At 41.9% G+C, this 16,304-nt stretch carries 14 protein-coding genes; all 14 read right to left on the bottom strand.

Annotated features, from left to right (window positions below; translation table 11 throughout):
- Positions 1-4: 4 nt before the first annotated feature.
- Entirely contained in the window at positions 5-943 is a 939-nt protein-coding gene (locus HMPREF3032_RS03745) for an ATP-binding protein (protein ID WP_062402015.1), read from the bottom strand.
- A 10-nt stretch (positions 944-953) separates the two neighbouring features.
- Positions 954-4,490 carry a cobaltochelatase subunit CobN gene (locus HMPREF3032_RS03750; RefSeq protein WP_062402018.1) on the bottom strand — a complete coding sequence of 1,179 codons (3,537 nt, stop codon included), beginning with the start codon at positions 4,488-4,490 and terminating at the stop codon, positions 954-956.
- A 231-nt stretch (positions 4,491-4,721) separates the two neighbouring features.
- Positions 4,722-5,720 carry an ABC transporter substrate-binding protein gene (locus tag HMPREF3032_RS03755; protein ID WP_062402022.1) on the bottom strand — a complete coding sequence of 333 codons (999 nt, stop codon included), beginning with the start codon at positions 5,718-5,720 and terminating at the stop codon, positions 4,722-4,724.
- A 22-nt stretch (positions 5,721-5,742) separates the two neighbouring features.
- The gene (locus tag HMPREF3032_RS03760; protein WP_062402025.1) at positions 5,743-6,486 is read right to left on the bottom strand and encodes an ABC transporter ATP-binding protein; all 744 of its coding nucleotides are present in this window, start codon (positions 6,484-6,486) and stop codon (positions 5,743-5,745) included.
- Between the two features lie 15 nt (positions 6,487-6,501).
- Positions 6,502-7,500: a FecCD family ABC transporter permease gene (locus HMPREF3032_RS03765; RefSeq protein ID WP_062402028.1), complete on the bottom strand. Its 999-nt coding sequence runs from the start codon at positions 7,498-7,500 to the stop codon at positions 6,502-6,504.
- A 216-nt stretch (positions 7,501-7,716) separates the two neighbouring features.
- Positions 7,717-8,061 carry a nitrous oxide-stimulated promoter family protein gene (locus tag HMPREF3032_RS03770; protein WP_062402031.1) on the bottom strand — a complete coding sequence of 115 codons (345 nt, stop codon included), beginning with the start codon at positions 8,059-8,061 and terminating at the stop codon, positions 7,717-7,719.
- A gap of 93 nt (positions 8,062-8,154) precedes the next feature.
- Positions 8,155-8,880, bottom strand: a complete 726-nt coding sequence (locus HMPREF3032_RS03775) for a DUF554 domain-containing protein (protein ID WP_062402034.1) — start codon at positions 8,878-8,880, stop codon at positions 8,155-8,157.
- Between the two features lie 18 nt (positions 8,881-8,898).
- A complete protein-coding gene (pyrR, locus tag HMPREF3032_RS03780) occupies positions 8,899-9,414 on the bottom strand; it encodes a bifunctional pyr operon transcriptional regulator/uracil phosphoribosyltransferase PyrR (RefSeq protein WP_062402037.1) in 516 nt (171 codons plus the stop codon).
- An 11-nt stretch (positions 9,415-9,425) separates the two neighbouring features.
- A complete protein-coding gene (locus HMPREF3032_RS03785; RefSeq protein ID WP_009353690.1) occupies positions 9,426-10,343 on the bottom strand; it encodes an RluA family pseudouridine synthase in 918 nt (305 codons plus the stop codon).
- Positions 10,344-10,351: 8 nt separating this feature from the next.
- On the bottom strand, positions 10,352-10,792 hold the full coding sequence (gene lspA, locus HMPREF3032_RS03790) for a signal peptidase II (RefSeq protein WP_009353699.1): 441 nt from the start codon (positions 10,790-10,792) through the stop codon (positions 10,352-10,354).
- A complete protein-coding gene (locus HMPREF3032_RS03795) occupies positions 10,789-13,191 on the bottom strand; it encodes a Tex family protein (protein WP_062402040.1) in 2,403 nt (800 codons plus the stop codon). Before HMPREF3032_RS03795 ends, lspA begins: the two co-directional genes overlap by 4 nt.
- Before the next feature lies 1 nt (position 13,192).
- The gene (locus tag HMPREF3032_RS03800) at positions 13,193-13,678 is read right to left on the bottom strand and encodes a dihydrofolate reductase (protein ID WP_062402043.1); all 486 of its coding nucleotides are present in this window, start codon (positions 13,676-13,678) and stop codon (positions 13,193-13,195) included.
- A 10-nt stretch (positions 13,679-13,688) separates the two neighbouring features.
- Positions 13,689-14,480, bottom strand: a complete 792-nt coding sequence (locus tag HMPREF3032_RS03805) for a thymidylate synthase (protein WP_062402045.1) — start codon at positions 14,478-14,480, stop codon at positions 13,689-13,691.
- Positions 14,481-16,301, bottom strand: coding sequence for a DNA helicase RecQ (recQ, locus tag HMPREF3032_RS03810; RefSeq protein WP_062402048.1), 1,821 nt, complete (start codon positions 16,299-16,301; stop codon positions 14,481-14,483). It lies immediately after the preceding gene.
- Between the last annotated feature and the right edge of the window lie 3 nt (positions 16,302-16,304).

Consider the following 16,304-nt stretch of genomic DNA (forward strand, 5'->3'; position numbering starts at 1 on the left):
TCTACTACTTCTGTATCCCTTCATAGGTAGCCCATAGATTGTCCAGCATAGTTTCATCAAATTCACGTTGCTCAAAGGGTTTTCGCTTCATCCGATGAGATACCACAAGCGGTGTCAACTGTTTCAGATGATCCATGGTCACATGGGGCTCCCCTTGTAAGGCCGCCAAAGCACGGCTACTATTGAGTAAGGTAATATCAGAACGATGTCCCTCTACGCCTAGGGTAATAGATATATTGGCAATCAATTCTAATAGATTTGCATCTACCCCAATGGTAGGCAATGCTTTGCGCGCTGATTCAATAGTGTTACGCAATGCTTCATCGTCCTTCCTGTAGGATTCAATAAATGCTTGTGGAGTATCTTCAAAAGCCAATCGACGACGCAATACTTCCATCCGCAACGCTACATCTGTTTCTGCTTTCACAGTCACCGATAGACCAAAGCGATCCAACAATTGCGGGCGAATAGCCCCCTCTTCGGGGTTCATGGTGCCCACCAAAATAAATCGTGATGGATGACTATGGCTAATGCCCTCACGTTCAACCCGATTCACACCCATCGCCGCCACATCTAGCAATGTATCCACTAAGTAGTCCTCTAGTAAATTGACTTCATCCACATAGAGAATATTTTCGTGAGCCTCAAATAAAATGCCTGGAGAAAACTTTTGCTTCCCCTCTTGCAGAATCCGCTCAATATCCAAGGTTCCCACCAATCTGTCTTCCGTGCAATGCAATGGAAGGTCAACCACTTTCATCGGTGTGCCATCACGATGCATCGGCAGCACCTTGGCTAAGCCTCGTACCGCCGTCGATTTTGCCGTTCCCTTATCACCCTGTATCAATACACCACCTACCCGTGGGTCTACCGCATTGAGGAGTAAGGCCAATTTCATTTGATTTTGTCCTACTAAGGCTGTAAAAGGATATATAGTACTCATGTTAGTCTCCTTACGTTTCATCATAATACCCCTCTAGATCATCTTCCAAGGACATTGCCACATCGCGCAATCCTTCTATACGTACCGCACTGGCCTTCCAAAGTCCTCGTTGTTCTGCTTCTAATAAAGTAGTACAAATGGCCCCTAATGCCCAAGGATTGACTTGGCGCATCCAGTCCTGTACGTCCTGATTCATGACATACTCGTCTGTATAGGCATCATACATCCAATCTTGAATCATATCACTAGTGGCGTCCCATTCATAGGTATGTTGTACATAGGAAGCCATATCCGCTGCCCCCTTGTAGCCGTGTTTCATCATGCCCTCTATAAAAATAGGGTTCATTGGTTCACTACGGAACTGACGCTGAATTTCATCTTCTAAGGAACGCACCAAAATATCTTTACGATACGTGGTATCTCCTATAAATGATTTCGGCTTAATACCTTTCACCGCCTCCACAGCCGCAATCATACCCCCATGATAGGCATTGAAATCATCTGCACTCAACAAACTAACTTCACGATTATCTTCATTTTTCACGGTCACTTCAATGGAACCTAATCGCTTGCAAAACTGTTGATGGCTTGGAATAATTTCCCCTTGCTCATCATATCCATAGCCACCCCAGGTGACATAGGCATTGGCTAAATCTTCACGAGTAGACCAGTTGCTTTGTTCTAGAATTTGATTCACTCCTGCCCCATAGGCACCTGGTGCATCGCCAAAGACACGAATTGTAGCTGCTTTGATAGCTTCTTCATAGTCCATACCGTCTTCTACTAATGCAGCTGTATCCAAGTCTATATGTTTTTTTACGTAATTCACACTATGATCTTCATCAAGAGCGTTTACCATTTGCACCGCTTTTGCAATCCACATGACACCGGAAGGCATCATATCTCGGAATAGTCCACTAATACGGCTTGTTACATCGATACGTGGTCGCCCTAATTCCTCGAGAGGTATGACTTCCAAATCGGACACACGACTACCTGTATAAACTGGTCGTACACCCAATAAATAGAATACTTCACCAATACATTGTCCATGAGTGCGTTGCGTGTTGTCTGCCCACAAGACAATACCAATTTCCTCTGGATATCGCTGTTCTTCTCGAATATATTCATTGAGCAACGCATCGCCTAGTTCACAACCGATGGCATAGGCAGGAACGGTCGGCAAGGTCCGTTCATCGACGCCATAAAAATTGCGCCCCATCGGTAGCACATCGATACCACCATTAGTAACAGCACCTCCAATATTAGGCGGGATATAGTTTCCTTCTAAACCTCGTAACAATTGGCACATTTCTTCTGTGGTTTGGCGCAACCCTGCGAGGTAGGTCTCACACAGCGTTTCCTTCTGTGCATCGTCTGGCACACCATACATGTCTATGAAAGCATCTATATACCCCTCCTCTTCCTCTGTGGTTGGATTTTGTCCTAAAATATGCAAGCCACAACGAATATGACGATTTTGGATATCCATCAAATAGTTATGAACATCCCCTAACAGTTCTTCTGCCTCGTCTGCATGAATGGAGTCAGCTAAGGCGCGCCACTCTTCTTCACTGACAGATCTATCTGCCACAAAGTATGCCTGACCGCTCTCTTGATACCAGTCGAAGGGTTCGCACAAGCGTTCCAGATGACAATCTTTCACAGAAGATAAGATATACCCTAGCACCACATGCTCTTGGTTTGTTTCCTGGGCTTTCATATAGTCATATTCGTCCAAATACCGTTCTAGCGTTTCATAGTCACCATATAAGCCGGACCGCTTCATAGGTGGCGATAAATAGCTAAGTAAAACAGCATGGCTACGCCGTTTTGCTTGGATGCCTTCACCAACGATAGTTGTCCAGTACGGATAGAGATTAGGTATATCTTCGATACCTAACTGAGGGTAACAATAGGAACTTAAAGCCGTTCCCTTACCGGGCAACCATTCTAAGTTACCATGGGTTCCCATATGAATCGCCACATCGGCTTGAAATACAGTACGCACCCAATGATATACTCCCTCATAGTGATGCGTAGGCGGAATGTCCGGCGAATGGTACAAAGCATCTGGATTATCACTAAATCCACGTGGCGGTTGTACTAATACCCACACATTGCCAAAGGCCACACCGGGAATAATGAGCTCATCCTCTTCTACAAAAATCTCTCCTATAGGCTGTCCCCAATGTTGTAGTAGTGATTCTTGGGTAGCACTATCCAGCTTTGAAAACCACGTCCTATACACTTCTTTCGGTAGTTTCGGGGCTTTCTCTACGGCTGAATCGGTCAAGCAATCTACATCATTCGTAGCATGTTTGGTCAGTATCATCATTAGATCTTCACTCGTTTGAGGGATACCATCTACTGTATATCCGTTCTGTTGTAATTCTTGCAACAACCGTAGTACAGATTCTGGCGTATCTAGCCCACAGGCATTGCCAATATGTGAATTTTTGGGAGGATAATTATGAAGGAATAGAGCAATCTTTACTTCTGACCTATGTTTCTGTTGCAATGCAATCCATCGTTTGGCTTGGTCTACTAACTTTTGAATCCCTTCAGGATATGGTTTGAAATAGTAGCCTCTTTCCTCTGAGTACGTTCTGGTCCCTACAATATGACCGTTTAAAATGCCATCTATTTCCGGCAATGACAAGGAAAAGGATATATCCATAGGCTCTAACCCTTGTGAACGTGTTTGCCAGCTTTCAAGAGTAGTATAGGTAACAAAGCCCTGCAAGATAGGGATTCCTAAATCCGTCATTTCATCACGACTCGCCCCCTGCAAGCCAATGATGGAGAACTTGCATGTATTAATGATGAGAGATATTTTCTCTTTCACTTGATGATCAAACAACATGTGCCAACAATCGTACCACCGCAATTGTCCACCAGATTTACTGCTGTATTGACCAAATACTAATACCGGCGATAACCCTTGTTCTAATGCACAATCATACAGTGCATAGGGATAGTCTAATTGACCTTGCACCCATTCATCTCGATAGAAGAAAATGCCTACCACTGGACCATCATGATCATAGTCCTTACGATATGCCTCATAGGATGGATACACTTCCCCTTGTCTGCCTAAAATACCTTGGTATGGTAGTTCTTTCACCGGTTCCACTGGCCCTGTATAACCTTGTAAGGATAGCATATATTGGCACAGTCCATAAAAGTTTTCTGTTCCTCCTTGATGTAAATAAGCTTGAATTTGGCCGATGTCTTCATCTGCAATACCATATCGCTGTACATCCGACGCTGAATCATGGAATAGTAATACATAAGGAACTTGTTTCTGTGTAATATATTTGTGAATCCCTTTTACCAAAGGAGTATCTAAGGTACTGCCTACATGAGTAAATAGTACTATATCCGTACCATCAATCGCCCTCTGAACATCTTCTAACTCTATATTTTCAGATGACAGAAAGACTATGCCCAAGGACATAGTCTCATCTGTATACTTCTGTTCTATTTCTTTAGCCCATTGCCAATGCTTCGTCATAGACGTAATGAGTAATATAGAATATTTCATATCGTACTCACCACAATACGTAATGTCTTCCCTTTCATCATTACCTCTCCTATAGTTGATTTTTATTACCAAGTGTATATCCACTGCCCATAGTGAATCACTATGTAGTACATATTAATCAGCATGTACTCTCTATACTTAAATAATACTATATTTCGAAGTAATAAGTAAAACATACAAAAAAAAGCCGTCACAATAGTGACGGCTTTTACTATGTATAAGACTATCTAATTAGTCAATATGGATACCATGGATTTCTTCAGCTAAACGTTTTAACGCTTTTACTGTACGAACGCCTGGTGTAATTTCAGACAATTTTACACGAACAAAATGGTTTTCTTGTACGGCTTTAATTGTTTGTAATTGAGGGTCAGCTTTAATTTTAGCTACTTTTTCTTGGAAATCATCATCGTTGCGGATGGAATTACCATAGTCAGGAATGATGATGTAATCAGGATTTTGTTGAACTACAGTTTCCCAAGAACCTTTCGCCCAAGTTTTATCTACCCCTAAACCACTCATTACGTTATCAGCACCGATTAAACGCAATACGTTAGTTGTGTAACCTTCAAATACTGTGAAAGGTTGTCCATCTTGGGAGTCATATACGAATACACGTTTATGTGGAAGGTCTTTCAATTTAGCTTGTACTTTTTCTAGCAAAGCACGTTGACCTTTTACCCATTCTTCTGCTTTTGCTTTCACGCCGAAGATTTCACCTAACTTAATCATATCTTTGAAATTAGTTTCTAAGTCAGCTTGTGTAGATAAAGCAGACTCTGGAATCCAAATGTTTACTTTTTGAGCAATCATTTTATCTGCAGGGATACCTTCTTTACTGAAAGAATCTTCCCATCCTGTAGCAAAGTCAGGTTTTACAGACATAAACACTTCATAAGAAGGCCATTTTTCAGCTAACACTTTTACTTTGCTATAAGCTTCTTGTAATGGTGGATAGATTTCTTCTTCTTGGAAAGCTGTACCCGCCATTTTATCTTCCAAACCTAATTGTAACATCATTTCTGTTGTAAATTGAGACATGGATACGGCATGTTTAGGAGATTCTTTCACAGCAAATTCTGTTTGTTTGCCTTCAAATGTTTGATTCCAAGTCACTTCTGTGCCAGTTTTCGCTTGTTCTTTTTCAGAACCACAGCCTGCTACTGCCAAAGCACCACATACTAAAGCTGTTAATACAAAGCCTTTAGATTGTTTCCAATTACTTAACATAATCTTCCCTTTCTTACCTTAATTAGTAATACAAATGATACACGCCCTCTTCCATAGACACATGGAAGGGCACTTCAAAAATAGGCTCTAGCAACTCAGGCGTTAGCACCTCTTGAGGTGTTCCTGTTTGTAACACTTTGCCATCTTTCATCAACACGATGTGATCACAATAGCGCGCCGCTAGATTTAGGTCATGGAGAACCACAATACTTGTACCCGAAAAGTTTTGCAATTCTTTCATGAGCGCTACCTTGTATTTCATGTCTAGATGATTTGTTGGTTCATCTAACAATAATACCTCTGTTTGTTGTGTCAATGCTTTTGCAATGAACACACGTTGCCGTTCACCACCCGACAAATGTCCCATTTCCTCTTCTGCCAAGTGGGATACCCCCACTTGATCCATATAGGACTGGGCAATGGCAACATCTTCCGCTGTATAATTACCAAAATGACTTTTATAAGGATATCGTCCCATAAGGACAATATCTTTCACTAAAAAATCATCGATCATAGCATCATGCATTTGTGCTAGCACTGCCACCTTCCGTGAAAAGGTGGGGCCATCAATAGTTTGTAAAGGTACACCATCCAGTGTAATCGCATCAGTGGGATGCAATTGGCTCAAATGTCCAAGGAGTGTCGATTTACCACAACCATTAGGTCCAATGATAGCCGTCATTTTATGTTTAGGAAAGCTGAGCTTCACATCATCTAAAATTTGTCGTTTTCCATAGGAAAAGGACAAAGAATTTACCTCGTACATAGTCCCTCCTATTGTCTAACCTTGATGACGGTATCTCGTCATAATAATCCAAATAAATAGCGGTGCCCCTAGTAAGGATGTCAATACGCCGATAGGAATTTCTTCGGGGCTATACATAGCTCGTGAAAGTACATCCGCCCAGATCATCACAATACTACCAATGAGTGGCGCAAAAATCAGTAATCGTCCATGTTTAGGGCCCCCAACCATGCGTGCCAAGTGCGGAATAATAAGGCCCATAAAGCCTACTACACCTACTTTTGCTACTAAAGTAGCGATAGCCACAGAGGATACGATGACCATAGATAATTGCAAGGATTTCACAGATAAGCCCATTTGCTTTGCTTCTTGTTGCCCTAATAAGAGGACGTCAAAATCCTGTTTATACATGTACATATAGAGCATCAACAAACCAATGATGATGGCTGTTAATGGTAAATCTCTCCACTGAATGCCTGCAAAACTACCAAGCAACCAGAACATAGCACTTCGTACTTGTGCTTCATGCTTCGCTCCATAAATAATCATCATCGTAATGGAGGAGAAAATACCGGTCATACCCATACCAATTAAAATTAATTTTACTGGACTTTGGCTACGTCCCACACAGAGTAACACCAACAAGATGGAAATACCTGCTCCTAAAGCCGCAAAGAATGGCACATTATAGGATGCCAAGAATGGTAATCCTCCCATAATGATAGCAAAGACCGCTCCTGTACTAGCACCTGACGAGACACCTAATACATAAGGATCGGCTAGTGCATTGCGTGTTACTGTTTGCATCAGAACCCCTACTAAAGATAATCCAATCCCTGTCAGTACCGAATACAACAACCGTGGCAAACGAATATCTTGCACAATGGTGCTCAACATTTTCATCTCATCTGTTGGCACTGGACTGGTAAATGCCTGGTACATATCCCACACCGGTATGAAAGAAGCCCCAAATTGAGGGGCTACTACGAGTGAAATCACCAGTAAGATCAATAATCCTACGATTTTTAATTTCATGTTATACGCCCTTTAACTATACCCAATATACGCTTAGGAGTTTCCCTCACGAAGTTCGTGCCTCCTACAGTAAAAAAAGAGCAACCTATGATGGGCGCTCTTTTGTCTATCTATAGTATACTATAATTTTCGATATAGTGTAAAGGTGTTTACTTGATTTTTAACACGTCACAATTCCCATGACATATTACTGTAACATATAATTTCAGTCACATATTATTTCAACAGACCTTTCCCTAACAATATGTGTCGTATGGTCATGATTGGATGTATCCATAACATACGAGGACCACTATATCGCATAACTTCTTTAATTCGTTCTCGATAGGTCGGTGCGTAACAGTGTGTTTTGCACATGGCACAAAATGTTTTTTCTTCCATATGTGGGCATCGCTCTACCCTTGCTTCTGCATAATGCATCAATTCTGCACAACTTTCACAGAGGTCACCAGACTTACGTCGGTGCTGTCCTTTGCAGTAGATTTCTATCATCTTGCGCACCGTTTTTAATTCTTTTAATCGCTTATTTTCGATAGCTTGTTGTTTCTCACGTTCTTTCATCACTAACTCCTCACTATTTAATGCTCAGTAGTTATGAATGTTGTACTCACATTTCCTCTATACTGTAAGGGATATTTATAGTCCCCCTAAAATTTACAGTGTAATCGGCAAGAATGTCATGAGCATTGCTATAAATATTGCTGGTAGCAAGTTAGCCACTCGAATCTTGTTGGGCCACAATACATTAATGCCTACACAGAAAATTAAGATGGAGCCCACATAGGATAAATTATCAATCGCCTTTGGAGTCATAAGCGGTGCCGCTAAATGAGCTAAGCCCGTTATAATCCCTTGGGTAATCCCTACTGGTAAAAAGGAGAACAAAGCCCCTTTTCCCATGGAGGATGCCATGACCATTACAATAATACCATCTAGAATACTTTTGACAACCATCGTACTGTAATCACCAGTCAAACCATCTTGAATCGATCCAATGACGCCCATAGCTCCTACGGTAAATGTCATGGATGCCGTAATAAAAGCATTGGTAAACTGTGGGTCCCGACTGTTACCTGTTTTCAACTTTAGCCATTCTCCAATGGCAGTAATACGCCTATCAAAATCAATCAATTCTCCAATAATCGCCCCTAGTACCATAGAGATAATCATCATCATAGGTCCTGTTGTATGCAAACTGTCGCTAACAATAACTAGCATATATTGCATAGTGCCACTCATACCTAATAGAAGGATAATGATACCACACACCATCATGAGTGTTTCTTTTAAATTTTCTTTCATACGATGTCGAATAAAAAGACCTAATAGGCTACCACAAATGATCAACACCACATTAAGGATGGTTCCCATACCATGCATTGGTTGTTCCTCATCTTTCTAAAAAATCACTACACTATCATCCCCATCCACTTCGTGCACACGAACTTGCACCGTTTCCAAGTGGGATGTAGGAATATTTTTGCCTACATAATCAGCTCGTATAGGTAGTTCTCGATGTCCTCGATCCACTAGTACAGCTAATTGGATGGCGCTCGGTCTACCGGCATCCATAAGGGCATTCAAAGCAGATCGAATCGTACGACCTGTGAATAATACATCATCTACTAGAATCACAATTTTACCCGTCGTATCCATCGTAAACGGATGCCCTTCCTTCGGTTGATTGCTCCGATCATCTCGATACAAGGAGACATCCATTGTTGCCACATCTACTTGAATCCCTTCAATGGCTTCAATTTGAGCTTGTAATCGTTTTGCTATATATACACCACGGCGCTCAATGCCAATGATTAAGGCATTGGATAATCCTTTATTACGCTCCAAAATTTCGTGCCCAATACGACGAATGGCACGCATCATACCAGCTTCATCAATTAAGATACGTTCTTCCATAGTATCACTCCTTATCGATTATGCTCTTTCGCATACTCAATACATGCCAAAAAATCTTCCGGCAATGGCGCTTCAAAGTGTAAGGCTTCCCCTGTGATAGGATGTTTCACAGATAATGTTTTAGAATGCAAGGCCTGCCCTACAATAGGAAAATCCATTTTACGGAATCCATAGAACGGATCATTCACCACAGGATGTCCAATATACGCTAAGTGTACACGAATTTGGTGAGTTCTGCCCGTTTCTAGTTGGCATTCTATTAATGTGTGCTTGCCATATCGTTCTAGTACACGGAAATGGGTTACTGCGTCTTTACTATTTTCAAAGACCACCGCCATTTTCATACGATCTTTAGGGTGGCGACCAATAGGAGCCTTGATAGTCCCTTTTTCTTCTGCAATATTGCCTTGTACTAATGCATAATAGGTTCTTGTAGCACTATGTTCTTTCACTTGCTCTGCTAAGCCCAAATGGGATTCATCATGTTTGGCTGCCATCATCACACCAGATGTATCCTTGTCTAATCGATGCACAATGCCAGGGCGAATTTCTCCATTGATGCCAGATAAATCTTTACAATGGTATAGCAAAGCATTCACCAGTGTCCCTGAATGATTGCCTACCGCTGGATGTACCACCATACCACGAGCTTTATTAATGACAATCATATGCGAATCTTCAAATAGAATATCCAGTGGAATGTTCTCTGGTTCTACTTCTACTTCGTGCACTTCAGGAATAGTAACGCTGATTTCACTATCCTTTGAAAGTTTCAAATTTGATTTTCCTGTTTTGCCATTCACTTGTACATTTCCCTCTTTCACTAAGGATTGCACATAGCTACGTGACTGACCAAGCTCTCTCGTGAGGTACACATCTAATCGTGTACCCTCATCTTGAGCCTCTACTATATATTGTTTTGTTTCCATTATTTACCTCACTGTTTTTGGCTTTCATAGGACCAAAAATATAGAATCAACAAAGGTACACCAATGCAAATACCAATATCCGCAATATTAAAGATAGGCCATACTCGAAAATCAAAGAAATCCACTACACCACCTAAGTACAAACGATCCCAGGCATTGCCCAAGGCACCACCTAGGAGCGTGCCTGTCCCAATTCGTGCATATAACGGTGCCATAGCTAATTTCTTACGACCTACGTACATAGCGCCTAACAAAAGCACCACTACCAACAACAATATCCATCGTTGGTGCATCAACATACCAAAGGCTGCTCCATGGTTCACAATATAGGTCCAATGAAAAACATCAGGTACAACTGGCACAGATTCACCTAACCGAAAGTGGCTACGTACATACCATTTTGCTACTTGATCCAATAGGAAGGTCAAGATACTTATGATATAGATCATCGTTTACGTCCTCCACGGTCAGCCCATTGTTGTAATAAAGCGCCTAAGTCCTGCTCTTTTTCTTGCCCTTTTCCACGATTGTTTCTATCTCGAATAGGATTACCTGAGCCACTTCTTATATCCTTAACATTGTTAGAGTTTCGACCCTGTTGTCTTTCGCCTTTTGGTTGTTGACCATCCTTACGTGGTGTATCTCGACGGGGATTTCCATCGCCATTGCGTCTATGACCTTGACGGTTTGGATCTTTTGGTTTTTCTCGTTTCATGGATAAACCAATGCGGTTCCGTTTTGCATCGACAGAAATAATCTCTACTTCGATAATATCTCCTACTGCTAATACATCAGATGGATGTTCATGATAGGCACAAAACTCGCTTTTATGCAGCAGTCCATTGATTTTCACACCAAAGTCTACAAAGGCACCAAAGTCCACCACATTATGAACTGTTCCTTTTACCACGGTACCGACTTGAATATCTTCCAAACTCATAATTTGTTTCCGAGTCATCGGTGCTGGTAAATCTTCCCGTGGGTCACGACCTGGTTTTTGCAAGGCTTCTACAATATCTCGCACCGTCGGTACACCTGCATCTAGCTGTTTCGCCAACTCTTCCACATTCACCGTTTGCAGTTTCGCTTTGGCCGTTTCCAGTGTCGCTTTATTACGTAAATCGTCTAAGGACATCCCCAACTGTGTTAGCACTCCTTGGGCAATCTCATAAGACTCTGGATGAACTGGCGTCGCATCTAAAGGGTTCTCCCCTTTACCGATGCGCAAGAAACCGGCACATTGTGTAAAGGCGGCAGGACCTAAACGTGCTACTTTCAACAATTGCTTACGACTAGTAAAAGCACCATGTTCCTTGCGGTAAGCAATAATATTATTCGCCACGGTGCTAGAAATACCAGACACATGCTTCAATATCGCTGGAGACGCTGTATTGAGCTCTACCCCTACATGGTTTACCACCGTTTCTACTACTTGATCTAAGGTGGCGCCCAATTGTTTTTGATTCACATCATGTTGGTATTGACCAACACCGATTGATTTTGGATCAATCTTCACAGATTCCGCCAATGGGTCTTGTACACGGCGCGCAATAGATACGGCACCACGGATAGATACATCTAAATCTGGCAATTCTTCGATAGCCAACTTAGAAGCGGAGTATACAGAGGCACCAGCTTCATTAGTGATAATATAATGACAATCTAATCCTTCTTCCGCAATCATGGAAGATGTGAATTGCTCTGTTTCATAAGAAGCAGTACCATTGCCGATAGAAATCAAAGTAACTCCATATTGACGAATCTTCTTAGCCAATTCTTGTTTGGCACGCTCTGCTTGTTTATCACTCATCGTAAGATAGTAAGCATCATAATCTAAGACATTGCCTTCCCTGTCGATGATGGCCATTTTACAACCTGTACGATATCCTGGATCGAGTCCCATGATGACATGTCCAGATAAAGGTGCTTGGAGCAATAAATTGCGCAAGTTCGTACCAAATACTTTGATGGCCTGCTCTTCTGCTTGCTCTGTCATTGCATTTCGTGTTTCACGCTCTAACGATGGATACAATAGTCGTTTATATCCATCAGCAATAGCCTCAGCAATATACGAATGCTCTACCCTTGCAGTACCTTGCACAGTGTCTACCATATATTGGATAAATGTTTCATCCGGTACCACAAAGCTAACTTTTAAAGCGCCCAAGCTTTCCCCACGGTTCATCGCTAATACACGATGGGATGGGACTTGGCGAATGGGTTCTTTGTATTCTTCATTGTACTGTAAGAATCCTTGGTTTACTTCTTCTTCGCCTACTAGCTCCGTTTTCATATGACCAGTTTCCCACATAGCTTTACGCAAATATTGGCGAATATCTGCTCGTTCACTCGCTTCTTCTGCTACAATATCCATCGCCCCTTGTAAGGCATCTTCCACAGTAGGCACTTCTTCATTAAGGTACTCTGCTCCCATTTGGCGTAACTCTTCTTCTGTAGCCGTTGTAAACAATTCCTGTGCCAACGGTTCCAAACCACGGTCTCTGGCCATGGACGCACGAGTTCGTTTTTTCGGACGGAATGGCAAATACAAGTCCTCTAACTCCTGCAATTTCATGGCTTTCGTAATGGCTAGGGACAATTCTTCTGTTAATTTGCCCTGTTCTTCAATAGATTTTCTTACTTCTTCTTTACGTTGTAACAAATTGCGCAAATATTTCATCCGCTCTTCGATGTCACGCAATTGTTCATCTTTTAACTCACCAGTCACTTCTTTTCGATACCGTGCAATAAATGGTACTGTATTGCCCTCATCTAATAAAGTAATGGCTGCTTCTACTTGATGTGGCTTTACCGCTAACTCTTGGGCTATCACTACATGTATTTCCATTCTATTTCCGCCTTTCATAGGTTACAAAATCATAGGACAAGTCCTCTTGCCCTGCGCCGGGTATACGCTCTATCTCCATCCATTCTGGCTTGGTATGCTCAGTAAATGTCACATCCCCTGTGAAAGCTCGGTGTAACTCCGTCACATACAAACGATCTGCATAAGGTGCCATGCTTGCATACACCTGCGCACCGCCAATGCAATACGCTAACTCTATGTCTTGTGCCTCTTGTGCCGCTTCCTCTGGACTATGGAATACTTTCACTCCTTCATAGGGTGGTATGTAATCCAATTGTGATGTAATGACCCAATGTTCACGATTAGGTAACAAAAACGGCAAAGACTCCAATGTCTTCCGTCCCATGATGATGACATGCCCAGTAGTGCGCTGTTTAAAATATGCTAAATCTTCTGGAATGCGCCAAATCAGTTGATTATCCTTGCCTATAACGCCATTCTCAGCCACTGCTACAATCATTGCTAACATAGATAACTCCTTATACAGCTACTGTCATAGATAGTTTTCCTAAATGCTCATAGCCTTCTAGAGTTATATCTTCCGGTGTAAAATCATAGAAATTTTTGATCTCTGGGTTTAATCGTAACACCGGGGCCTCTAAGGCTTCATGTTTACGTTCTAATTGAGTACGTAAAGCTTCTACATGGTTCTCATAAATATGAGCATTATTGATGACATGAGTAAATTGTCCCGCCTGCAATCCAGATACTTGGGCAATCATATGAACCAACGCTGCATACTGTGCTGTATTAAAAGGCACTCCTAATCCCATATCCCCACTGCGCTGGATAAGCATACAATTTAAACGACCATCTGTGACATCCCATAATGTTTCATAGGCGCATGGTTGCAACGCCATATTTGGCAAGTCCTCAATATTCCACAAGGTCACAATCATACGACGGCTTTGAGGGTCCTTTTGTAGCATATCCAATAAATTATCTAACTGTTTATATTTAGCAATTTGGTATCCATAGGCCTTACCAATCGTACCATCTTCACGCATCCATTCATCCCAAACTTTTACATTCATGGCCTGTAATTGACGTACATCATTAGATTGCAATTGCCAAATCCAAAGCAATTCTTTAATGGCCGTTTTGAAAGCCACAAATTTCGTGGTTAAAATAGGAAATTCTTCTGCTAAATTGAATTGCATCACTTGATGCGGTAATTTATAGGTCGCAATGCCTGTACGATTGTTGGCATAATACCCATGATCTAATATATTCTCTATAATCTGTAAATATTGCGTATCTGCTAAACTCATCTATGCCTCCTTAAACCCGGCAATGACCTTCAAAAATTCATTGCCATATTTGCGCAGCTTCATATCTCCTACGCCTTTCACATTCGCCATATCTCCTAAGGTCAATGGTTCTTTTGCTACCATATCCAATAAAGTAGCGTCTGAAAAAATCATGAACGGTTTTACCCCTTCTGTTTTTGAAAGTTCCAAACGATGCACACGCAGAGCCTCAAATAAGGAGTTATTCTTAGTGGCTTTTGCTAGCCCTGAAGCATTTGATTTAGAACGGCCCTGCATAGGACGATGTTCCCCTACATCTATAGGCACATCTTTCACAGTGACCCGTCCCGCTAATACTTCATGACCTTGTTCCGTAACGGATAAAATAGGATATTGCCCTCCCGAAGACGTCACATACCCCATCGCCATTAAGCGCTTAATAAAGGCTTTTACATCTTTATCTGCCCAACGATTTAATTTGCCAAATACGGATAATCGGTGTAAGCGAAACCTCTCAATACGCTCCGTCCGATTCCCACATAGGATATCCGCAATCATGGTCACTCCATATCGTTCTTCTGTATTCCAAATCGTCTGCAATACTGCGCTTGCCTCGGCTGTTACATCCACCGCCACTCGTGGTTCATCACAAGTACTGCAATGATGACATTGATCCCAAGGCACTTGTTCACCAAAATAAGATAACATGAATTTACGTAGACACATAGGTGTATGACAATAATCGATCATAGCTTGTAGCATATTCCTCTCAATCCGTTGTCGTTCTGGTGGCAAGTCACTTTGACTCAAAATATATTGGTGCACTGCCACATCTTGCCCATTATAGAGCAAAATACAATCTGCATCAGCTCCATCCCGTCCAGCACGGCCTGCCTCTTGGTAATAACTTTCCATATTTCGTGGCATTTGGTAATGGATCACATAGCGCACATTACTTTTATCGATGCCCATCCCAAATGCATTGGTAGCTACCATAACTTGCACTTCATCAAAGGCGTAACGATTCTGTTGGTACTTACGTTCTTCATCAGATAAACCACCATGGTAGTAACCTGCTTTCACGCCGTATCGCAACAACTCACGATATACTTTTTCCACATTCGCCCTAGTAGCGCAATAGATAATCCCCACATCATTTGGGTTGTGTAGCACATAATCCCGTACATATTCCATACGCTTACTTTCGTGGATCACAGAAAACGCCAAGTTAGGACGATCAAATCCCGTAATATGCACACGGGCATTCTCCAATCCTAAGAGTTGTTTTATATCACGTTCTACTTCTTCCGTAGCACTGGCTGTGAAAGCCCCTACCACAGGTCTATGGGGCAAGCTCTTAATAAAAGGTCCTATGGCCGTGAAAGAAGGCCTAAAATCATGCCCCCATTGTGACACACAATGGGCTTCATCAATAATCACTTGGCTAATTGGCAGTCCTCTTAAAAACTCACAAAACCCTTCGGACTCTAATTTTTCTGGTGCCAAGTATAATAGTTTAATGCGCCCTTCCCGTAAATAGTACAAAATTTTATTCTGTTCTTCTCGACTGAGGGTGCTATTCATATACGCCGCTGGCATACCTTGCTCTTTCAAGGTATCCACTTGATCTTGCATCAAGGAAATCAACGGAGAAAATACAATGGTAATGCCCGCCTTTAGCATAGCAGGAACCTGAAAGCAAATCGATTTACCTGCCCCAGTAGGCATAATCCCTAGCACATCTTGGTTCTTTAACAAAGCTGTAACAGGTACCTCTTGAGCGGGGCGAAAACTGGAATATCCATAAAAATGTTGCAATGCTCGTAGGGCTCTAGCATCCATATG

It is taken from the genome of Veillonella sp. DNF00869 (assembly GCF_001553345.1).
Lineage (GTDB): Bacteria > Bacillota > Negativicutes > Veillonellales > Veillonellaceae > F0422.